Raw genomic sequence first — 19,676 nt, 5'->3', positions numbered from 1 at the left:
ATACGTATACGGATTTACCATGATGCGGCGCGTCCGCGCATGCGCTACGCTTCCCCCGGCCCGCTACCACCTGAAAGCGCAGGTTCCGGCGGTACGGCAAGGGGTCATCGCGCCGGCTTGGAGACAACAGAACGTATGCATACGAACGTAGTCCGTATAAGAAAGCATGGCGACGCCGCCGTGCTCGAACTCGATGAAGTGCAGGTTGCGGCCCCTGATGCCACCGAAGTCCAGATCCGGCAATCGGCCATCGGCCTGAACTTCGCCGACATCTACCAGCGCAATGGTGCGCATGGCCCCCACACGCCGACGCCGTTCCCCATCACGCTGGGATCGGTCGGGGCGGGCATCGTCACGGCGGTCGGGCGGGAGGTGTCGGGCATTGCCGTCGGGCAGCGCGTGGCCGCCATGTATCCAGGCGCGTATCAGGTCACGCGCAACGTGCCGGCCGATCGCGTCGTGCCGCTGCCGGAGACGATTTCCGAGGAGGTGGCCGGGGCCACCCTGTTGCGAGGACTGACGGCTGAGTACCTGTTGCGGCGGCTATATGTGGTGCAGCCCGGCGATTGGGTGCTGGTGCATGCGGCGGCTGGCGGGATGGGCGTGCTGCTGTCGCAATGGGCGCGCTCGCTTGGCGCAACGGTGATTGGTACGGTGGGCAGCGAAGCCAAGCGCCGCGTAGCGCTGGATCATGGCTGCCACCATGCGATCTGCTATCGCGAGGCGGACTTTGTCGGGGAAGTCATGGCGCTGACCGAAGGCAAGGGCGTCTCGGTGGTCTACGATGCGGTCGGCAAGGACGTCTTCGTGTCGTCGCTGCAATGCCTGAAGCCTTGCGGGATGGCCATCAACTATGGCACCGCGTCTGGCGACGTGGAGGCGTTCGACCTGCAACTGCTGCATGCGAAGTCCCTGATCGTTTCGCGGCCGACGCTGCGCACGTTCATCGCCGATGCGGCGTCATTGCGTCGAGCGGCGCAGGCGCTGTTCTCGGCGGTGGAGTCGGGGCACCTGCGCCTGGAGGTGGGGCAGCGCTTCGCCCTGTCCGACGTCCGGGCGGCTCATCGCAGCCTCGAAGGCCGTGCCACGACAGGCGCCACCGTCCTGATTCCCTGACAGGAGATCGCCCTATGAGACTGTTCCATGGCTGGTTGTCCAGCGCGTCGCGCCGTGTGCGGCTGTGTCTGGCGGAGAAGGGCATCGACTACGACAGCGTGCCTGTCGACCTCGCGGCGCAGGAGCACCACTCGCCAGCATTCCTGGCGATGAATCCGAACGGTGTGGTGCCGGCGCTGGTGCTGGACGATGGCCGCTTTCTCTATGAAAGCGCCACGATCTGCGAGTACATCGACGACGTCCTGCCGAATCCCCCGCTGCGCCCCGCCGATCCGTATGCGCGGGCCACGATGCGCAACTTCGTTCGCTGGACTGATGACAAGCTGCTGCCGAACCTGCTGATCCTGAACTGGAGCATCGCGTTGCAGCCTGTGGCGTCGCAATGGAGCGACGCAGACCTGGCCGGGAAGTTGGCACGGATTCCGACACCAGAGCGGCGTGAAGCCTGGCGTCGTATCGCCCGCAAGCCGTACTCGGACGACGAAAAGCGCGCGGCGCTGGACGCCTTGCTGGCATTGATACCGAAGATGGCATCGATGCTTGGCAGCGGGCCTTGGCTGATGGGCGCGCACTATTCCCTGGCCGATATCGCCGCGATGCCGTTTGTCGCGCGGATTGCGGAGCTCGCGCCCGAGGCCATGGCGGAAGCTCGTATGCCGGCGGTGGTCGACTGGTGGCAGCGCGTGCAGCAGCGTCCGGCCTTCGCGCAGGCGCGCATCGAACGATTCGACGTCGCGCTGCGGGAGCGACAGGCAACTCGCGAGGCGACGGAAGCACCCGCCGCCTGACTACCCTTTATTGATCCGGAGATTTGACGCATGGCTTCCGAAGGCTCGCTTCCCACGCTCGACATTGCCGCCCACGTGGCCACGCTGACACTTCAGCGCCCCGATGTGGCGAACCGGCTTGGTCCGGACGACCTGCAGGCGTTGCTGCAGCACATCGAAACCGTGAATGGCAGCGATGTGCGCGTGCTGGTCCTGCGCAGCACGGGCAAGTACTTCTGCAGCGGGTTCGATATCGGCAAGCTCGCCGCCGGCCAGCGTGGCGCAGGTTTCGAGCCGCTGGTCAATGCGATGGAGGATTGTCGCGCAGTCACCATCGCCGAAATCCAGGGCGGCGTCTACGGTGGTGGCACGGATCTGTCGTTGGCGTGCGACTTCCGGCTCGGCACCGACGCCGTGGAGATGTTCATGCCGGCCGCGCGCCTGGGCCTGCATTTCTATGAGCGCGGCATGCGCCGCTACGTGACGCGGCTGGGCCTGAACGCGGCCAAGCGCCTGTTCCTGACCGCCGAACGGATCCAGGCGCCCGAGATGCTGGCGTGCGGGTTCCTGACCGAACTGCTGCCCGCCGACCACCTGCGCGAGCGCACCGCGCAACTGGCCGAGACCGTCGCCGGGCTGGCGCCGATTGCGGTACAGGGCATGAAGCGGCATCTGAATGCGATCGCGCGTGGAGACCTGGACACGGCTGCGCTGGCTGCGGACATCCGGCGCGCGACGCAATCGGAGGACATCCGCGAAGGCGCGCTGGCGTGGAAAGAGAAGCGCAAGCCTGCCTTTACGGGCAAGTAACGTCGCCTCACCAGGCAGACAATCACGAGAACGAAGAAAAGGGAGGGGCGATGGAGCACAAGGGAGTATCGCGTCGACAGTGGCTGAAGTCTGCCGCTGCGCTGACGGCGGGCAGCGCGGTCACGGGAAGCGTGCGCGCGATATCGGAAGATCCGGTGTTTTCGGTGGTCGAGACCACCGATGGCAAGGTGCGTGGCTTGCGCTCAGGTGGCGTGCATGTGTTCAAGGGCTTGCGCTACGGCGCCGACACAGGCGGCGCCAACCGCTTCATGCCGCCACAGCCCGTGGCGAAATGGAGCGGCGTGCGCGATGCCACCGCCTACGGTAACTACGCGCCGCAGATGCCGGCGGACCGTCGCCGTGCCTATGCGGACCTGATCGCCTATGACCTGCAACCCGGCGGCATGGGCGAAGACTGCCTGGTGCTGAACCTCTGGACGCCCTCGCCTGCGAAGGCCGCGAAGCGCCCGGTGCTCGTGCATCTGCACGGGGGCGGCTTCTACGCGGGCTCGGGCAATTCCCCGCAGTTCGACGGCGAGATGATGGCGCGCTTTGGCGACGTGGTGTTCATCACCATCAATCACCGGCTTGGCTCGTTTGGCTATCTGAATCTGGCCGAGGCCGGCGGCGAGCGCTATGCGCAGTCGGGCGCGGTGGGCATGCTCGATATCGTTGCGGCGCTGCGCTGGGTGCGCGAGAACGTGGAGTCGTTCGGCGGTGATCCGTCGCGCGTACTGGTGTTTGGCCAGTCGGGCGGCGGCCTGAAGACCAGCACGCTGATGGCCATGCCGTCGGCGCAGGGCCTGTTTCATCGCGCCGGGGTCATGAGCGGTTCGGGCATCCGGGTCATGACGGCGGCGCAGTCCACGGAGATTGCGGCCAAGTACCTGACGGCGCTGCAAATCGGCAAGGGCTCGCTGGACCGGCTGCATACACTGCCGTTCGAGCAACTGCTGGCGGCGCAATTGCGGTTCGAAGCCGCAGATCGCTTGAAGGGCGAGGCACCGCGCGCCTTCTCGCCGGCGATAGACGGCGTGGCGATTCCCCGCCATCCGTTCGATCCGGATGCGCCGCCGATCTCGGCGCAGGTGCCGATGATCATCAGCACAACGCTGGACGAGCGCGCCTACCGTCAGATCAATTTCGACCTTGACGATGCGGGCTTGCTCCGTTTCGCGCAGACCCGCGTGGGTGACGATGCGGCGCGTCTTGTGACGATGTATCGGGATGAGGATCCGCGTGCCACGCCGTTCGTGCTGCAGGCGCGGATCGATACGGATATGACCTTCCGTCGTATCGCGCAGTTGCAGGCGGAGCGCAAGGCCGCTGCGCATGCCAGCGGCAACGGTGCGCCGGTATGGACATATTTGTGGAAGACACCCAGCCCGGCCTATGGCGGCCGCTACGGTGCGCCGCATGGCGTGGATATCGGGCCGAGTCTGCACGACATTCGCTTGGGGCTGAACGGGCCGAGCGAGGCCAATTTGCGTCTGGCCGACCAACTGGCCAGCGCCTGGGTGAGCTTTGCCGCGACGGGCGACCCTGCGAATGCCCGGACCCCGCAATGGCCAGCGTATTCGGTGGCGCGGCGCAGCACGCTGGTGTTCGATGGCGAGGCCGCCGGCACGCGCGCGCAGGATGACCCGCGGCGGGCGTTCCGGGAGTACTGGGCCGGGCGGCTATAGGGTATAGGGCATACGCGATAGGCCGCCCGTGCCGACTACGGCTTGAAGAACGATACCTGCGTCATCAGCCGGTTCTCCTGGCTGATCAGGTAGGCGGCTTCGGCGCTCATCTTCAGGTACTCGCCCCAGGCCGGATCTTTCTGCAGCGCCTGGCGCCTGGCCTCGCGGTCGGCTGCGCTCTCGTAGACCCAGATGTGCATGTAGCTGTTCACATTGCCGGTCTCGGTTTGCATGTAGGCCAGCGGCTTGCCCAGATGGCGGCTCTGGGTCTCGTAGCCATGCTCGGCATACAACGCCAGGTGTTTCTTGATCGTGCCGGGGCGGCAGGTGTAGGTGCGAACGTCGTACAGCATGGGGTTTCCTCTAGCGATGGCGATGTGTGGCGTCAATCGACGGTGGCGCCGGACTGCTTCACAAGCACGGCCCAGCGCGCCACCTCCTGATTCACGTATTTCTGAAATGCGGGCTGGTCGTCGCCAACCGGGTCGGCACCGAGTCCTTTGAGTCGCTCCTTGACGGCGGGGTCGGCCACGCTCTGGACGATGGCCTGCGAGAGTTTCTCGACGGCGGCCTTCGGCGTGCCGGCCGGTGCGAACAGGCCGAACCACGAGCGCGCGGTCATGCCCGGGAACGGCGTTTCCGAGAAGGCGGGTACATCGGGCAGCGCGGCGTGGCGCTTGCTGCCCGTGACCGCCAGCGCCTTGAGCTTGCCGCTCTGCACCTGCGCAAGCACTTCGGGCAGGTTGGCGAACATGACCTGCACCTGGCCGCCCATCACGTCATTGAGCGCCTGCGCCCCGCCCTTGTAGGCCACGTGCGTCATCTTCGTACCAGCCAGCGTGCTGAACTGCTCGCCGGCGAGGTGGGAAGCGGTGCCCGTACCGCCCGACGCGTAATTGACGCGGCCAGCGTTGGCCTTGGCGTACGCGGCAAGTTCCGTGGCCGAATTGACCGGCACGGACGGATTCACCACCAGCAGCAGGGGGACGGACGCGAGGTTCGACAGCCCCACGAAATCACGCGTGAGACTGTAATTGAGCTTCTGGTAGAGCGATGCGTTGATGGCATGGCTCGACGTGGCCATCAGCAGCGTGTAGCCGTCGGCGTCCGCCCGGGCGGCCGAGACAGCACCGATGTTGCCGTTGGCGCCCGCCTTGTTCTCCACCACGACCGACTGGCCGAGGCGGGCCGACATGGCTTGCGCCACGGTGCGTGCGATCACGTCGGTGGCGCCGCCGGCCGCGAACGGCACGATGATGCGCAGGGGATGATCGGGGTATTCCGCCATCGCGCTGAAGGGGATAACGGCCAATATGGTGGCCACGGCAAGGCCCCGCAACGGGGCGATGGCTTTGTACATGTCTGTCTCCTGTGCTTCTGGTGTCTTCTGGATGTCTTCTGGATGTCTTCTGGATGCACCATGAGGAACACTTTACGCAGGCGCGTGGCGGCGGCGTTAGGACGGATCAGACGTTGTATTGGACTTTTTCGCGGGTCAGTCCAGCGGACGGCAATGCTTCCTGCGGAAGTCGCCCGGCGTGAGACCGGTCTGCTTCTTGAAGAAGCGCGCGAAGTAGGCCGGATCCTCGATATTGAGCCGGAACGCGATCTCGGCGATGCCGGTTTCGGTGTTGCTGAGCCAGCGCTTGGCTTCCAGCACCACGCGTTCCTGTACCAGCTGGCTGGCGGTGCGCGCCAGGGTTCGCTTGACCGCGTCGTTGAGCTGGCGCTCGCTCACGCAGAGCGCCTCGGCGTACTGGCCGATCGTGCCGAAGCGCAGGTAGTGGGTGTCCACCAGCATCGTGAAGCGGCGCGTGAGCGCCTGGTGCGGGCCAATGCCACCGGCTGTCTCGTTCTCGGGGCACAGTCGGCGCAGGCGCGTGAGCAGGATCAGCAGGCACGCCTGCACTACGTCCGGGAAGCCGGGCTGGCGATCCCGCGCCTCCTGCTCCATCTCGTCGAGCAGCGGCAGCAGGCCGTCATGCTGGTCCTGCGTGAGATAGAGCGCACTGTGGGCGCCCGTGGGGTGATAGAACGGGAACTTCGCGGCATCGTCGGCGCGCGGAAACATCCGCGCGAAGAAGTCGGTGCTGAAGTTCAGCACGTAGCCGTGCGGCTTCACCGATGACGTCCAGGCATGCACCTGCCCCGGCGAGAGGAAGAACACCGAGTGGTCGCGCACATCGAAATGCGCGAAGTCGAGCATGTGCGTGCCGCTCGCCCGGGTCATCCAGAGCAGGTGATAGTAGTTGTGCCGGTGCAGGAAGCCGCGCGGGATGTCGTCGCGGTCCTGCAGCCGCACGAGGTCGAAGTAGAACGACCCGTCGCCGGCAAAATCCGAGGTCTCGAAGGTGGGAAACTCGCCGGCGGTGCTGGAGGGAAGGGCTTCGGACAAGCGCGGGGTCTCCTTTTGTTTCGGATCCTGGTTACCGGCGCCATCCTATCGCAAAACCGCGCTCACCATCCCCCAAAACGAGGCCATTGCGCTTCCACGGCAGTGCTGCCCGCGACGACCGTGTAGGCGCCGTGCTGCGCCCCAGTGGCGCACGCGTGATTGGGCAGCACGCGCAGCAGCGTGCCGACCGGGAACATCGGCGTGGCGGACGGGTCCGTGCGGTGGCTGACGATGCCGTGCTCCTGGTTGGCGTCGACCATTACCAGCTCCGGCAGCGGCTTGCCGTCGATATCGCACACCAGTCCGTAGCCCTGGTCGACCGGCTGCTTCGCGGTGCCACGGTCGCGCGACATCGCCATCCATCCGGCGTCCGTGATCAGCCAGCCTTTCTCGCGCTGGTGCCCGATCACCGTGCACAGCACCGACAGCGCGATGTCATCCGTGTTGCAGACCCCGATGCCGTGCATCACCAGGTCGAAGAAGACGAACACGCCGGCCCGGACCTCCGTCACGCCTTCGAGCGAGCGGGCGAAATGCGCGGTGGGCGTGCTGCCGATGCTCACCACCGGCGCACGATAGCCGGCGGCGCGCAGGCGTTCCGCTGCCTGGACCACGCCGGCGCGCTCCTGCTCGGCCACGGCTTCGATGGCCTCGGCCGAACGGCAATTGTAGGAATCGCCCGCATGGGTGAGCACGCCCGCGAGCCAGGCGCCGGTGCCCTCGTCCTTTCCCCCCTTGCCCAGTGCTGCGGCGATGTCGAGCAGCGCCGGGTCTGCCGGCTTGACGCCCGAGCGGTGGCCGTCGGTATCGATCTCGATCAGCACCGGCACGTTGAGCGCGCGCTCGCGACACCAGGCGGCGAGCGCGTGGGCGGCCTCGACGTTGTCCAGCAGCAGGGTGAGCGCCGCGCCGCGCCGCACGAGGTCTTCGACATGAGGCAGCTTGGACGGGACGATGCCCACCGCGTACAGGATGTCACGCCAGCCGTGGTCGAGGAAATAGCCGGCTTCCTTCAAGGTGGATACGGTGATGGGCGTACCCGGTGCGCCAATGCGGGACGCGACGTCGGCGGACTTGTTGGTCTTGGCGTGCGGCCGCAGCGTGACGCCGGAAGGCGCAAGGCGGTCGCGCAGCCGCGCGATATTGCGCTCCATCTTGAGTCGGTCCAGGACAAGGACCGGCGTTTCGAGTGCTTGCAAGTTCATGGGAGTCCGTTATGCGAGGTCGCTTTTCGAGTCGCCAGTGTAGGGAAGCCAGGCCCTCAGGTGGTTAATGCCATAGAATTTATTAATTCACCTGGAGGTTAAGAATGAAGCTGGACATCGAGGATCTGCGGTTCATCCTGGCGCTGGACCGCCTGGGTAGCCTGGCGGCCTTGGCCCGGGAAGAGAACGTCACGCCGCCGGCCGTGACCAAGCGGCTGGGGCAGCTGGAGGCCCGCCTCGGCATCCGGCTGGCCCAACGCACCACCCGGCGCTTGCAACTCACGCACGAAGGCCATCTTCTGGCGCAGCACGCCACCGGGGTCCTGGAGCAGATGCAGGTGATCGAGGAGGCGCTTCAGCAGCGTAGTCAGGTCGTGGCGGGCAAGCTCAAGGTCCATGGCCCGTTTGGCTTTGGGCGCCGCTACCTGGGTCCGCTACTGGCGCAGTTCCACAGCACCCATCCCAATCTCGAGGTGCAGTTGTATCTGTCGGACAACCTGATGCTGCCGCGCCAGCCCGTGCATGGGCGGGACGCCTTTGACGTGCTGGTCAGCATCGGCACGATCCCGGATTCGCGCTGGATTGCGCACCGTATCGCGCCGAACCGCCGCATCCTGTGTGCGGCGCCCGAATATCTCGCCAAGGCGCCCCCGCTGGAGACGCCCGCAGACCTCGAACGGCACGCCTGCCTGGTGCTCCGGGAGAACGATGAGGACGTGACGCTGTGGCGCTTCGCCGAGGGCAGTCATGACAGCGCCGACCGGAGCCTCCGTCCTGCGCGGTCACGGGAGCTGACGGTGCGGGTGCGGCCGACGATGGAGAGCAATGATGGCGACGTGGTCCATCACTGGTGCCTGACCGGCAAGGGCATCATGGCGCGGTCGGAGTGGGATGTGGCCGATGAACTGGCCACCGGGCGGCTGGTGGCGCTGCTGCCGGCGTACCGGCTGCCCGATGCGGACGTGATGGCGCTGGTGCCGCAGTCGCGCCAGTCGTCCATGCGCACGCAACGGTTCGTCGAGATGCTGCGCAACGCCCTGGGGCCCAGGCCGCCGTGGCGCCCGACCCGCCAGCCGTAGACGGCGGACGGGTCAGGGCAAGGCAGATTACGACAGCTGACCCATCGCCGGATCGCTCACCGTATCCTTGCCGGTCTCGATACGGCCCGCGATACGGCGGCGCAGCGACGGTGCCAGATCGCAGCTGATCTCGAAGTCGTACCAGTTGCCGCTGTCACCCAGCGTCCAGGTCAGCTCGCCCACCTTGCCGGCCTCCACCTTCTGGCCCCACGGGCCGTCCGTGCGATAGGCCCTGGCGGTTGCGCTGAACGTGCAGGCCTTGTCGCTGCGGTTGTACAGCTTGACCTGCAGCACCGGCGGATCGCACGGTGCGTAGCAGACCTGGATTTCCGTGCCGCCGCCAGCCGACTGCTCGTTCAGATCGCCCACGTACTCGCGGTGATAGCCGTTCGGGCCCAGCACCCACAGATCGTATTTGCCGTTGTCGGCCGCCACGTTCCACAGGCCGTCCAGGCTCTTGCCCGCCTCCACCACGTAGCGGCGCGGAATGGCGTCGAGGTGCAGCTTGTCGTAGACGTGGAAGACCGCGCCCGCCGTGCCGGTGTTCGAGAACATCAGCGTCACGGTCTTGGCGCCTGCATCGGTGCGGGACGTGGTGTGCAGCTCGTACGGAAGCGCGCGCGACGGGCGCGTGCCGGTCACCTGTGCCGGCAGGGCAGGCGTGGCCGGCACGGGAATCGCGGCCGACGCCTTCTGCGTCAGCGCGAGGTTGTCGACCGTGACTTTGGTGCTGCGGCCCGCCAGCGTCGGCAGGGCGTCCTTGTTCGGGCTGACGAAGTTGAAGGCCGAGGTCAGGTCACCGCACACGGCGCGGCGATAGGCACCGATCTGCGGCTCCTTCACGCCGAAGCGCTTTTCCAGGAAGAGCAGCGTCGAGGTGTGGTCGAAGACCTGCGAATTGACAAAGCCGCCGCGGCTCCACGGCGAGACGATACACATCGGCACGCGCGGGCCCGGGCCGTACGGCTTGCCGTCGATGGCCGACTGATTCGCCGTGGCGGGCGTGTAGTTGTGATACTCGAAGGCCATGTCGGCATCGCTGAGCGTGCTGCCGCCGGCGAGCGTGGCATCGGCATTGCGCGACGGGGCCGACGGCGGCGGCAGGTGGTCGAAGAAGCCGTCGTTCTCGTCGTAGTTGATCAGCAGCACGGTCTTGCTGAAGACCTCGGGGTTGGCCGTCAGCGCGTCCAGCACCTGCTGCACATACCAGCCGCCCTGCGCCGGGCTCGACGGGCCCGGGTGCTCGCTGTAGAGCGACGGCGGGATGATCCACGAGATTTCCGGCAGCGTGCCGTTCTGCACATCGTCACGGAAGGATTGCAGCAGGCCGTCAGGCATGGTGTTGCCAAAGCCCTTGGCGAGCGGGCTCAGCGCGTCGTCGATCGATGGATCGTAGGCGGGCGAGGTGCCGGGCAGCGCCACCGGGCGCCGTGCCACGGGCATCGATTCCATCGCCGTGCGCCAGTGCTGGAAGCTCATCATCTCGTTGCAGCCGTAGTTGTCGGCCAGGCTCTGATACACCTTCCAGCTCACCCCGGCATCGACCAGGCGGTCGGCGTAGGTCTTCCACGTCCAGCCCTGGGTGGACGGCCCCACGTCATTGCCGCCGTTGAACTCGTTGACCATGGCTGCCACGTTGGCGCCGCTCGGGCCATTCGTGCCGGTCCAGTAGAACAGGCGGTTCGGGATGGTGCCGGTGTGCATCGAGCAGTGATAGGCGTCGCACAGCGTGAAGGCATCGGCCAGCGCGCGCTGGAACGGCACCTCGGCGGTGTCGTAGTACGACATCGACAGCCGGTTCTTGGCCACGGGCCAGCGATTCATGCGTCCGTGGTCCCACGCGGCCTGGCCATCGGGCCAGGTATGTGGGGTGCTACCCGCGCGCTGCGCGTTGCCCAGCGTGGCGTCCAGGCGATAGGGCGTGATCGTGTTGTTCGTGGCGTCGGTCTGGAAGAACGCGTTCTTGCCGTTCGCCAAGGGGATCGCGAAGCGGTCGCCATAGCCGCGCACGCCCTTGAACGTGCCGAAATAGCTGTCGAAGGAGCGGTTCTCGAGCATCAGCAGCACCACGTGCTTGACGTCCTGGATCGTGCCAGTGGCGTTGTTCGCCTCGATGGCCAGGGCGCGGCGGATGCTGGGCGGGAACGATGCGAGCGTGGCAGCCGCTGCCGCGGTGCCGAGCGTGTTGCGCAGGAACTTGCGCTTGGACGGGTTGAATGTCATGCCGGGTCGGTGTCGGTTGGATGGGGAGGGCGCGGGGCGGTGCGGATGGCGCGGATCAGGGGGCCGGCGCGCAGTGCGCCGTGGTGCAGGCGGCGGGCGTGGTGCCGGGGCCGCCGTTGCCACCGTCGCCGCCGCCCGTGGCGGGCGGGGGGGCATTGTTGTCGTCGCCGCCGCAGGCGCTCAACAGCAGGGCCAGACACAGTGCGCCGGCACCGAGCACCGGCCTGTACATGCGCGAATGAACAGGTTTTGTGGTTGTCATGGTTCTAGGTCAGAGAAGTTCAGGTCACGGACCGGGCCAGAAGTCGCCCGAATTCCGTACGGATTCCCCGCCGCCGTTGTCTGCCAATGTCTTGCCGGACAAGGATCACCCTACTCAAGTGGGGTGCTGGTGGGCGAGACGTGGAGTCTGTCTCCTTGATATGTCAATGATGTGACCAATGCCACACGAATCACGCGTTTGAAAGTAATGAAATTTCAAATGAATGTAACTTTCCGGACGTCGTCAGGCAGGCCGCGGTACGGGCATTTCCCCGAGATTCGCCAGGAATTTCGATCCCAACGGTGCTACCGTGGGGCGATGGCCGTAGACAAGGAGACAGACGATGCGTGTCATGGTGTTAGTGAAAGCCACCGAAGACAGCGAAACGGGCATGCTCCCCACGACCGAACTGTTCGAGGCGATGCACAAGTTCAACGAGGCGCTGGCGAAGGCCGGCATCCTGCGTGCAGCGGACGGCCTCAAGCCCTCGTCGGCGGGTAAGCGCGTGGCGTTCGATGGTGCCGGCCGTACGGTCATCGACGGGCCGTTCGCTCAGACCCGTGAGCTGGTGGCTGGCTTCTGGCTCTGGGAAGTCAAGGACATGGATGAAGCGGTCGCCTGGGTGAAGCGCTGCCCGAATCCCATGCCGGGGCCCAGCGAGATCGAGATCCGTCCGCTGTACGAGATGTCGGATTTCGAATGAGAGGCTGAAGAGAGGCGGAGGGCGCCTTTGACACCACAGGCGTGGGCCATGAGCGCCGTTTGTGGGAACCATGTTTTCGCTACATAGCGGGCATGCCGCCGGGCGGAAGCTGTTATGAATCTGCCATGAAGCGCACCACCTCGATTCCGCAACCGGCCGATGCCGGACTCCTGTCCGGCGGCGCGGCCCATCCCGCTGACGGCGAGGATCGCAATTTCGTGACGGCGCTGGGGCGCGGGCTGGAACTGCTGCGCGCGTTTGGCCCGCACGACGATTTTCTCGGCAATGCGGAGCTGTCGCGCCGTACCGGCATTCCGCGTCCCACGGTGTCACGGCTGACCTACACGCTGGCGAGTCTCGGCTATCTGGTCTATGTAGAGGGACAGGAGAAGTACCGCATCGGGCAGGGAGCCCTGTTGCCCGGGCAACGCTATCTGTCTGGCGCCGGCATTCGTGACATCGCCCAGCCGCTGATGCAGTCGCTGGCCTTCGCGACCGACTGCACCGTGGCGCTGGCAGCCCCGGACCGCCACGACATGCTGTACCTGGAGGTCTGCCAGCCGCGCGGCGCGCTGGTCATGCGCCTGACGCCGGGCTCGCGGCTGCCCATGGCCACGTCCGCCATCGGGCGTGCGTGGCTGGCCGGGCTGGCGCCGGCACGCCGCACGGCGGTGCTGGCGGAACTGGAGCGGCACCACGGCCCGCGCTGGCCAGGCCTGCGTGCCAAACTGGATCGCGCCTTGCGCGACCACGCGCGGCGCGGCTTCTGCCTGGCGCATGCCGAGTGGGACCGCACGGTCAGCGGCGTGGCTGCGCCGGTGTGCCTGCAGGATGGCGCGGAGGTGCTGTCGATCAATATCGGCGGGGCGTCCACGCGCCTCTCCCCGGAAATTCTCGAGACCAATCTCGGCCCGCGCATCCGCGAACTGGCCGATACGCTGGCCGCACGGCTCTGGCAGTCGGCCTGACGAACGAACACTCGAACACTCGCACAACAAGAGGAGACAAGCATGGAGATTCGTAACAAGACCGTCATCGTGACGGGCGGCGGCACGGGCATCGGCCGGGCGCTGGTGCTGGCGTTCGCGCAGGGCGGGGCGCGCGGTGTGGCCGTGGCGGACATCGACCAGGCCGGCGCGGCGCAGGTGGCTGCCGAGGCCGCTGCGACGGCGCCCGACTGCCAGATCTTCGCCCAGCGCGTGGACGTGGCCGACGAGGCTGCCGTGCAAGGGCTCGTCGATACCGCCACGGAGCGCTTTGGCCAGGTCGACATCTTCTGCTCGAACGCCGGCATCATCCTGCGCAAGGGGCTGGACGCCAGTGACGCCGAATGGCAGCGCATCTGGGAGATCAACGTCATGGCCCATATCCACGCGGCCAAGGCGGTGCTGCCGCAGATGCTCGAGCGCGGCGAGGGCTACTTCATCAATACGGTGTCGGCGGCAGGTTTGCTGTCGCAGATTGGCTCGGCGCCGTACGCGGTGACCAAGCACGCGGCCATCGGGTTCGCGGAATGGCTGTCGATTACCTATGGCGAGCGCGGCATCCGGGTCAGCTGCATCTGCCCGCAGGGCGTGCAGACCAAGATGCTGTTTGGCGAAAGCGGCGAGCGCAAGGGCTTCCTGCAGGCTGGCTCGGTCACGCCGGAGCACGTTGCCGAGAAGACGCTCGAAGGCGTTGTCAATGAGAGTTTCCTGATTCTGCCTCACCCGGAGGTGCTGGAGTACTACCGTCGCAAGGGCCAGGATTACGACCGCTGGCTGCGTGGCATGCGCCGCCTGCACGATCAGGTGTCTAAGGAATTCGGCAATATCGCCGTATAAGATGACAGGCGGCAGAAGATCGCCGCCCAACCCAAAAAAAGACAAGACAATCAGGAGACAATTTCATGCGTGTACGTGTATACCCGCGCCGCCGCTTCATGGCCGCGATGGCGACGATGGCGGGCGTGGCAGTGACGGCGGCATTCTCCGCAGTGCCGGGAGCGGCCCTGGCCCAGGCCCAGAACTATCCGAACAAGCCGATCCGCATGGTGGTGGGCTTCCCGAGCGGCGGCGCGCCGGACATCCTCGCGCGAATTTTCTCCGAGAAGATCTCTCCGTCGTGGGGCCAGCCCGTGGTGGTGGACAACAAGCCCGGCGCGGGCGGCAACATCGGCGGCGAGGCCGTGGCCCACGCGGCGCCGGACGGCAACACGCTGGCGCTCGGCACCGTGGGCACGCACTCGATCAACGGCGCGCTGTACAGCAAGATGCCGTACGACATGGTCAAGGACTTCACGCCGGTGATCCTGCTGGCTTCCACGCCCAACGTGCTGGTGGTCAATCCGTCGGTGCCGGCCAAGAACGTGCAGGAGCTGATTGCGCTGGCCAAGTCCAAGCCCGGGGCGCTGCAGTTCGGCACGCCCGGTGTCGGCACGTCGCTGCACGTGGCCGGGGAGTTGTTCAACACCATGGCGCAGGTCAAGATCACCCACGTGCCGTACAAGGGCCGGGCGATGGCCATTCCGGACCTGCTGGGCGGACACATTCCCATGATGTTTGACAACCTGCCTTCGGCGCTGCCGGTGGTGAAGGAGGGCAAGCTGCGCGCGCTCGGCGTGACCAGCGCCAAGCGCTCGCCGTCCGCGCCGGACATCCCCACCATTGCCGAGCAGGGCCTGCCCGGCTACGAGGCCGAGTCGTGGTTCGCCGTCTTCGCGCCGGCCAACACGCCCAAGGACGTGGTGGCCAAGCTCAACACCGAGCTGAACCGCATCTTCAAGCTGCCCGACGTGCAGGCCAAGCTGAAGACACTGGGGCTCGACCCCGTGCTCGGCACGCCCGAGGCGCTGGCCACGTACCAGCGTAGCGAAATCACCAAATGGGCCAAGGTGGTGAAGGACTCGGGCGCCAAGGCGGAGTGAGGCCCTACATGGCGGGCGGGCGCGCTCCGGCGTACCCCTGCTGGCGGAAGCGGTAGCCCACCTTGGGCACCGCTGCCACGCAGTTGTCCAGCCCGAGCGGGTGCAACGCCCGCCGCAACCGCGAGACCAGTTGCGTGAGGCAGTTCTCATCGACCATCGCGTCGGCGCCCCACACCGCCTCGATAATCTGCTGCCGCGACATCACGGTGTCGCGGTGCTCGATCAGCGCGGCCAGCAGCCGCAACTCAAAGCGCGTGACCTTGGCGACTACCCCGCCGTAGGAAATGACGCCCTGTGTCTCATCGACATGGAGGTCGTCCTCGGTGGCCGGCAAGGGCTGGGTGGCGGGTGGCATGCCCAGCCGGGCCAGCACATGCGCCAGGCCGCGCGCATGCTCGAGTTCCGCACGGGCCTGGCCGGCGGGATCGGGCGCCAGCACCGCATTCGGCACCGGGATGAAGCGGTAGCCCTCGCGCGGCACGGTCACGATGTGGCCGTCCAGGCCGACGGGGCTTAGTGCCTTGCGCAGCCGGTAGACCAGTTGCACGAGATAAAGCTCGTCCACCAGTTCGGCACGCTTGCCCCAGACGCCATTCAGTAAATAATCCTTCGGCTTAACCGCTGGTTTTTCCTCTACCAATAACCGCAGCAAGCGCTTTTGCTGGCCGGTTATCGTTGTCTCCACGCCGCCGCGAATCACGCGGTCATTGTCCCAGTCAAAAAATACTGAATCGCCATTCCGGATCATTTCGCAACCCTCATGTCGTCTGCGATGGACGACAAGCGTACGGGCGCGATTCGCCGGCTCCCATGGAAGATATTTTCGTGTCGATGTGCCCCGAGCGGGTGACGCCGTCGCACGTGGCACCCGCAATATCACACGGGGTTGAAACAATGCGGCAGGGTGCGCAACGGTTGTCGCCATTCTGTTCAGGAATTCACGCTGTCCGCGCGGCGTAACCCGGCGCCGCGCGCGAACAATCTAACATCGTGCTATCCCGCTTGTGGCGGCGATCATAACCCATTCGGGTCCGGCTTCCTTGCTCATCCGCGTACCCAAAGGCACGGTTACATAACAGTGTGGATTCACGAAAATCCACGTCATCCATTCTTCACCTCGCAGAATGACGATTTCTTCGGATCTATTTTCAGGAAACTGCGATTAATCGTGACACAGGATATTCCATCTCCATTCCATGTCATTAAATCTGGCCCGGGAGAAAGATGGCATGGCCGCCTGGCGATGGTTTTGTCAAAGTCGATGGGAACCGGCGGCATTCATCTAATTCTGCAAGGACAGATAGTCATGGCAAAAGTATCGGACAACAGCAACCCGGGCCAGCAAGGGCGGACCGGATTCGCATCCACGGGATATCGGAATGGGGCTCCCGATGAGCAGGCGCCGCCGAAAACGCCACTGTCGCGTTTCAAGGGCCGCAGGCAAGCATTGAAGGGCGGGCGCGCCGGCAGTGCGCTGGTGTACAACGGCGACGCTGGCGATCCCGCCAAGCCGCAATCGGTAGGTGCCACGGAGCGCACTTACCAGCAGAACAAGTTCGATCCGGCCACGGAGACCGAGGACTATTCGTACACGGCGACGCGCGTGGTCAAGCGCGTCTACAACACCTACGGGGCCGTGCCGCAAGGCAGGAAGGTGTTCGGGTATTTCACGGACTGGTCGCAGTACGACGGTCGCCTCGAGGGCAACTTCAACAATGCATCGGCCGGGCGCGGCCTGGACATGATGTTGGTGAACGCGGCCGCCTACGACAAGATCATCATCGGCTTCGCCGGAATCGTCGGCGACAAGGGCGAGAAGCAGTACGTGATCGACAACGCTGCGGTCGATTTCGGCAAGAAGCTGCACGAAGCCACCTTCGTTGATCCCTGGGGCGATGTGGCCTCGTTCCTGAACGTGGGGTTCACCAGTTGGGTCAGCAATGACTACCAGGATCTCTTCATCCAGAGCAAGGCCCAGGGCGTGCTCGGCGGCCTGAAGAAGCTGAAGGACAAGAACCCCAACCTGAAGTTGTCGCTCAGTCTGGGCGGCTGGACGATGAGCGAGGCATTTCACGCGGTGGCGGCGAACCCGACCCAGCGCAAGACGCTGATCGACAGCCTGGCGTTCATCGTCCAGCGTTTTCCGATGTTCACCGAGATCGACCTGGACTGGGAGTATCCGGGCAACGCGGGCGCCGGCAACCCGCACGGCCCCGAGGACGCGGGCAACTTCCAGGCGCTGGTGCGTGAACTCAAGCAGCGCTTGCCCAGCATCCGGGTCAGCATTGCCGCAGGCGCGTCCATGTCGACGCTGCTGACGTCCGATATCAAGGGGATGATCGCGTCGGGCGTGGAAGGCATCAACCTGATGACCTACGATTACTTCGGCACGCCGTGGGCGCCCAAGCTCGCCCATCACTCGAACTTGTTCGATGTCGATCCGGCGGACCCCGAAGGTCACAGCATTGACCGTGCCGTGAAGTACCTGCTCGGACAGGGCGTGCCGTCGACCAATATCAACATTGGCTTTGCCGCCTACAGCCGTAGCGGGCGCAACGCCGTGATTGACAGCTGGTCGCCGCTGCAGGGCACCTACGACCCGGGCTCCGGCACCACCACCGGCACGTTCGAGTCTGGCACCACGGAATTCTTCGACCTGATCTACAACTACCTCGACCTGGAGCACCAGACCGGCATCAACGGCTTCAACGTCTATACGGACGAGGTTGCCGACGCGGACTATCTGTACAGCCCCGAGAGTGGCCTGTTCCTGTCCGTCGATACCCCGCGCTCGGTGTATGCCAAGGGCGAGTATGTGCGCAAGCACAACCTCGGCGGCCTGTTCACGTGGACCATCGACATGGACAGCGGCGTGCTGGTCAACGCCGCGCGCGAGGGGCTGGGCGCACCCGTGCAGACGCGCGTCGTCGACATGGACCCGTTCTACTTCTCCGGTATCAACGTGCAGGACGGCGGCCGCGCGCCGGTAGCGGTGATCGACGGCCCCACGGAGGCGTTCGAGGGCGACGACGTGGAATTCACGGCGCTGCGTTCGGTGGGCTCTGACCTGACGTACAGCTGGAGCGCGCCGGGCCTGACCTTCATCGACGACAAGACCACGTCGACGGTGGGTGGCCTGCTGCCCACCGTGGCCCGTTCGTACACCATCACGCTGACCGTGCGTGACGGGAGCAACCGGACCAGCACGGCGACGCAGACGCTGAAGGTCAAGGCGCGCACCGCGGCGCCGCCCACATCGCGGATTTCGGTGGTGATCGAGGCCGGCACGCCCTTCGCGCTCTCCGGGGAAGCGTCGTTCGATCCCGACAACGATCCGCTGACCTACCTCTGGGACGCGCCGGGCCTGCCGTTCTCCGGGAGTACCGAGGAACTGGTGGAAGGTACCGCGCCGTCGGTGGACGAGCAGACCGATTACTGGGTCAAGCTGACCGTGAACGATGGCACGCAGACGGACCAAAGCGCGATCTTCCTCTCCGTGGTGCCTGGCGAGACGCCGTCCGGCGGGGTGGTGGCCAAGATCACGGGCCGCTTGCAGGTGGAGGCGGGCGCGCCGATTTCGCTGTCGGCCGTGGAATCGACCGGCCCCGCGCCGCTGCTGTATGCGTGGGACGCGAACGGCCTGTCGTTCGATGGTGCCGACACGATCTCCGTGACCGGGAACGCGCCGATCGTCGACCGCGACACCACCATCCAGGTGACGGTGACGGTGACTGGCGCGGGCGGCAGCGGCGACCGGGACTCGGATACCGTGGAACTCCTGGTGCTGGCCGGCGGCAGTAGCGGCGACGAGGGCACGTGGCGTCCCGAGGGCTATCCGGGCGATGCCATCGTGACCAATAACTACCAGGGCCAGGGGCTGCATCAGTACAAGGCCAAATGGTGGGCGGGCCCCGACCAGGAGCCGGGCGACCCTGACGTGACGTCCACCAATGCCGAGGGCGACGCCAAGGTCTGGTACGACATGGGACCGGTCTGACAGACCGGGAAGACGGCCGGGTGAAGACCCGGTAGCGGTTCCGGGTGGCGGGTCATCGGCAGGGTGACGCCCACCCGGTTTTTTGTTTCGGGCTACCCGATGTGGGGGCGAGGCGCCATGGCAAGACTACGGCGGCGGTGGTGGTGGGTGGGATGGCGGGGATGGCGCTGGTGGGCGTGCGCGGCATGCCTCCTGGCGCTCTCCGGCTGCACGATGATCTGCATCCGTGGCGACCACAACCGCGTGCACGACGCCGGGGGGCACGGCAAGATCATGCTGCCCGACCTTCGGCACGATGACAGCCCGACCCGCCATCAACCTGACGGTCAGGCGCGCCATCGTGAGGGCGGCCGGGGGCCCTAGGCTATCGCCTACGCGTCGGGTTCCGGCGGTTCCGGCCGGGCAACCGCGGGTCGCGCGTCGTCCTGGCTGCGCAGGCGGCTCAGGCTGATGGCCGCGCCGATGGCGGCCACCGCCGCGGCCACGCACAGCGCGCCGCGCGCGGCGCCGGTCGGGTCGAGGCCGAACA

At 66.0% G+C, this 19,676-nt stretch carries 16 protein-coding genes and 1 pseudogene; 10 read left to right on the top strand and 7 right to left on the bottom strand.

Annotated elements, in window-relative coordinates; all coding sequences use genetic code 11:
- The first annotated feature begins 135 nt into the window (after nucleotides 1-135).
- From KHO18_RS23120 to KHO18_RS23105, 4 genes are read left to right on the top strand one after another with little or no spacing between them, the layout of a single operon-like run.
- Nucleotides 136-1,116 carry a quinone oxidoreductase family protein gene (locus tag KHO18_RS23120; protein ID WP_211943959.1) on the top strand — a complete coding sequence of 327 codons (981 nt, stop codon included), beginning with the start codon at nucleotides 136-138 and terminating at the stop codon, nucleotides 1,114-1,116.
- Nucleotides 1,117-1,130: 14 nt separating this feature from the next.
- On the top strand, nucleotides 1,131-1,904 hold the full coding sequence (locus KHO18_RS23115) for a glutathione S-transferase family protein (RefSeq protein WP_144196382.1): 774 nt from the start codon (nucleotides 1,131-1,133) through the stop codon (nucleotides 1,902-1,904).
- Nucleotides 1,905-1,934: 30 nt separating this feature from the next.
- Complete coding sequence (locus KHO18_RS23110) at nucleotides 1,935-2,693, top strand: enoyl-CoA hydratase/isomerase family protein (RefSeq protein ID WP_144196383.1); 759 nt, start codon at nucleotides 1,935-1,937, stop codon at nucleotides 2,691-2,693.
- 50 nt (nucleotides 2,694-2,743) lie between these two features.
- On the top strand, nucleotides 2,744-4,378 hold the full coding sequence (locus KHO18_RS23105) for a carboxylesterase/lipase family protein (RefSeq protein ID WP_211943958.1): 1,635 nt from the start codon (nucleotides 2,744-2,746) through the stop codon (nucleotides 4,376-4,378).
- 35 nt (nucleotides 4,379-4,413) lie between these two features.
- On the opposite strand, the gene KHO18_RS23100 is transcribed toward KHO18_RS23105, so the two are convergent.
- The 4 genes from KHO18_RS23100 to KHO18_RS23085 all read right to left on the bottom strand — a co-directional run bounded on the left by KHO18_RS23100 (nucleotide 4,414) and on the right by KHO18_RS23085 (nucleotide 7,978).
- A complete protein-coding gene (locus tag KHO18_RS23100) occupies nucleotides 4,414-4,731 on the bottom strand; it encodes an NIPSNAP family protein (RefSeq protein WP_144196385.1) in 318 nt (105 codons plus the stop codon).
- Between the two features lie 32 nt (nucleotides 4,732-4,763).
- Nucleotides 4,764-5,738 (bottom strand): Bug family tripartite tricarboxylate transporter substrate binding protein, encoded by a 975-nt coding sequence (locus KHO18_RS23095; RefSeq protein ID WP_211943957.1) that lies wholly within the window; start codon nucleotides 5,736-5,738, stop codon nucleotides 4,764-4,766.
- A gap of 135 nt (nucleotides 5,739-5,873) precedes the next feature.
- Nucleotides 5,874-6,773, bottom strand: a complete 900-nt coding sequence (locus KHO18_RS23090) for a helix-turn-helix domain-containing protein (RefSeq protein ID WP_211943956.1) — start codon at nucleotides 6,771-6,773, stop codon at nucleotides 5,874-5,876.
- A gap of 62 nt (nucleotides 6,774-6,835) precedes the next feature.
- Nucleotides 6,836-7,978, bottom strand: a complete 1,143-nt coding sequence (locus tag KHO18_RS23085; protein WP_211943955.1) for a DSD1 family PLP-dependent enzyme — start codon at nucleotides 7,976-7,978, stop codon at nucleotides 6,836-6,838.
- A gap of 104 nt (nucleotides 7,979-8,082) precedes the next feature.
- Here KHO18_RS23085 and KHO18_RS23080 point away from each other — a divergent pair, with 104 nt between their 5' ends.
- Complete coding sequence (locus KHO18_RS23080) at nucleotides 8,083-9,057, top strand: LysR family transcriptional regulator (protein WP_144196389.1); 975 nt, start codon at nucleotides 8,083-8,085, stop codon at nucleotides 9,055-9,057.
- 27 nt (nucleotides 9,058-9,084) lie between these two features.
- Here the strand turns inward: KHO18_RS23080 and KHO18_RS23075 are convergent, their stop codons facing one another.
- Together KHO18_RS23075 and KHO18_RS23070 are read right to left on the bottom strand one after the other, a co-directional pair.
- Nucleotides 9,085-11,280, bottom strand: coding sequence for a phosphocholine-specific phospholipase C (locus KHO18_RS23075; RefSeq protein ID WP_144196390.1), 2,196 nt, complete (start codon nucleotides 11,278-11,280; stop codon nucleotides 9,085-9,087).
- A 55-nt stretch (nucleotides 11,281-11,335) separates the two neighbouring features.
- Nucleotides 11,336-11,542, bottom strand: coding sequence for a hypothetical protein (locus tag KHO18_RS23070; protein WP_144196391.1), 207 nt, complete (start codon nucleotides 11,540-11,542; stop codon nucleotides 11,336-11,338).
- A 343-nt stretch (nucleotides 11,543-11,885) separates the two neighbouring features.
- Between KHO18_RS23070 and KHO18_RS23065 the strand changes: the two are divergent.
- From KHO18_RS23065 to KHO18_RS23050, 4 genes and pseudogenes are all read left to right on the top strand, one after another.
- Nucleotides 11,886-12,239, top strand: a pseudogene (locus KHO18_RS23065) (YciI family protein); the annotation flags it as partial.
- A gap of 131 nt (nucleotides 12,240-12,370) precedes the next feature.
- Nucleotides 12,371-13,213: an IclR family transcriptional regulator gene (locus tag KHO18_RS23060; protein WP_144196393.1), complete on the top strand. Its 843-nt coding sequence runs from the start codon at nucleotides 12,371-12,373 to the stop codon at nucleotides 13,211-13,213.
- Between the two features lie 42 nt (nucleotides 13,214-13,255).
- A complete protein-coding gene (locus KHO18_RS23055) occupies nucleotides 13,256-14,068 on the top strand; it encodes an SDR family oxidoreductase (protein WP_144196394.1) in 813 nt (270 codons plus the stop codon).
- Nucleotides 14,069-14,175: 107 nt separating this feature from the next.
- Nucleotides 14,176-15,150: a Bug family tripartite tricarboxylate transporter substrate binding protein gene (locus KHO18_RS23050; protein ID WP_377731697.1), complete on the top strand. Its 975-nt coding sequence runs from the start codon at nucleotides 14,176-14,178 to the stop codon at nucleotides 15,148-15,150.
- A 4-nt stretch (nucleotides 15,151-15,154) separates the two neighbouring features.
- Here the strand turns inward: KHO18_RS23050 and KHO18_RS23045 are convergent, their stop codons facing one another.
- Nucleotides 15,155-15,898, bottom strand: a complete 744-nt coding sequence (locus tag KHO18_RS23045; protein ID WP_280527772.1) for a winged helix-turn-helix domain-containing protein — start codon at nucleotides 15,896-15,898, stop codon at nucleotides 15,155-15,157.
- 558 nt (nucleotides 15,899-16,456) lie between these two features.
- Between KHO18_RS23045 and KHO18_RS23040 the strand changes: the two genes are divergently transcribed.
- Nucleotides 16,457-19,147 (top strand): glycoside hydrolase family 18 protein, encoded by a 2,691-nt coding sequence (locus KHO18_RS23040; protein WP_211943954.1) that lies wholly within the window; start codon nucleotides 16,457-16,459, stop codon nucleotides 19,145-19,147.
- Nucleotides 19,148-19,676 lie beyond the last annotated feature (529 nt).

The organism is Cupriavidus campinensis, from assembly GCF_905397395.1.
GTDB lineage: Bacteria > Pseudomonadota > Gammaproteobacteria > Burkholderiales > Burkholderiaceae > Cupriavidus > Cupriavidus campinensis.
The sequence above is the reverse complement of the archived record's forward strand: the minus strand, read 5'-3'. Positions and strand labels throughout refer to the sequence as shown.

Excerpts from the sequence above, each read along its gene's own strand:
- KHO18_RS23060 (WP_144196393.1), top strand. The coding sequence starts at position 12,371 with ATGAAGCGCACCACCTCGATTCCGCAACCGGCCGATGCCGGACTCCTG.
- KHO18_RS23100 (WP_144196385.1), bottom strand. The coding sequence starts at position 4,731 with ATGCTGTACGACGTTCGCACCTACACCTGCCGCCCCGGCACGATCAAG.
- KHO18_RS23055 (WP_144196394.1), top strand. The coding sequence starts at position 13,256 with ATGGAGATTCGTAACAAGACCGTCATCGTGACGGGCGGCGGCACGGGC.
- KHO18_RS23080 (WP_144196389.1), top strand. The coding sequence starts at position 8,083 with ATGAAGCTGGACATCGAGGATCTGCGGTTCATCCTGGCGCTGGACCGC.
- KHO18_RS23075 (WP_144196390.1), bottom strand. The coding sequence starts at position 11,280 with ATGACATTCAACCCGTCCAAGCGCAAGTTCCTGCGCAACACGCTCGGC.
- KHO18_RS23085 (WP_211943955.1), bottom strand. The coding sequence starts at position 7,978 with ATGAACTTGCAAGCACTCGAAACGCCGGTCCTTGTCCTGGACCGACTC.
- KHO18_RS23095 (WP_211943957.1), bottom strand. The coding sequence starts at position 5,738 with ATGTACAAAGCCATCGCCCCGTTGCGGGGCCTTGCCGTGGCCACCATA.
- KHO18_RS23070 (WP_144196391.1), bottom strand. The coding sequence starts at position 11,542 with ATGACAACCACAAAACCTGTTCATTCGCGCATGTACAGGCCGGTGCTC.
- KHO18_RS23040 (WP_211943954.1), top strand. The coding sequence starts at position 16,457 with ATGGCAAAAGTATCGGACAACAGCAACCCGGGCCAGCAAGGGCGGACC.
- KHO18_RS23115 (WP_144196382.1), top strand. The coding sequence starts at position 1,131 with ATGAGACTGTTCCATGGCTGGTTGTCCAGCGCGTCGCGCCGTGTGCGG.
- KHO18_RS23105 (WP_211943958.1), top strand. The coding sequence starts at position 2,744 with ATGGAGCACAAGGGAGTATCGCGTCGACAGTGGCTGAAGTCTGCCGCT.
- KHO18_RS23110 (WP_144196383.1), top strand. The coding sequence starts at position 1,935 with ATGGCTTCCGAAGGCTCGCTTCCCACGCTCGACATTGCCGCCCACGTG.
- KHO18_RS23120 (WP_211943959.1), top strand. The coding sequence starts at position 136 with ATGCATACGAACGTAGTCCGTATAAGAAAGCATGGCGACGCCGCCGTG.
- KHO18_RS23050 (WP_377731697.1), top strand. The coding sequence starts at position 14,176 with ATGGCGACGATGGCGGGCGTGGCAGTGACGGCGGCATTCTCCGCAGTG.
- KHO18_RS23045 (WP_280527772.1), bottom strand. The coding sequence starts at position 15,898 with ATGATCCGGAATGGCGATTCAGTATTTTTTGACTGGGACAATGACCGC.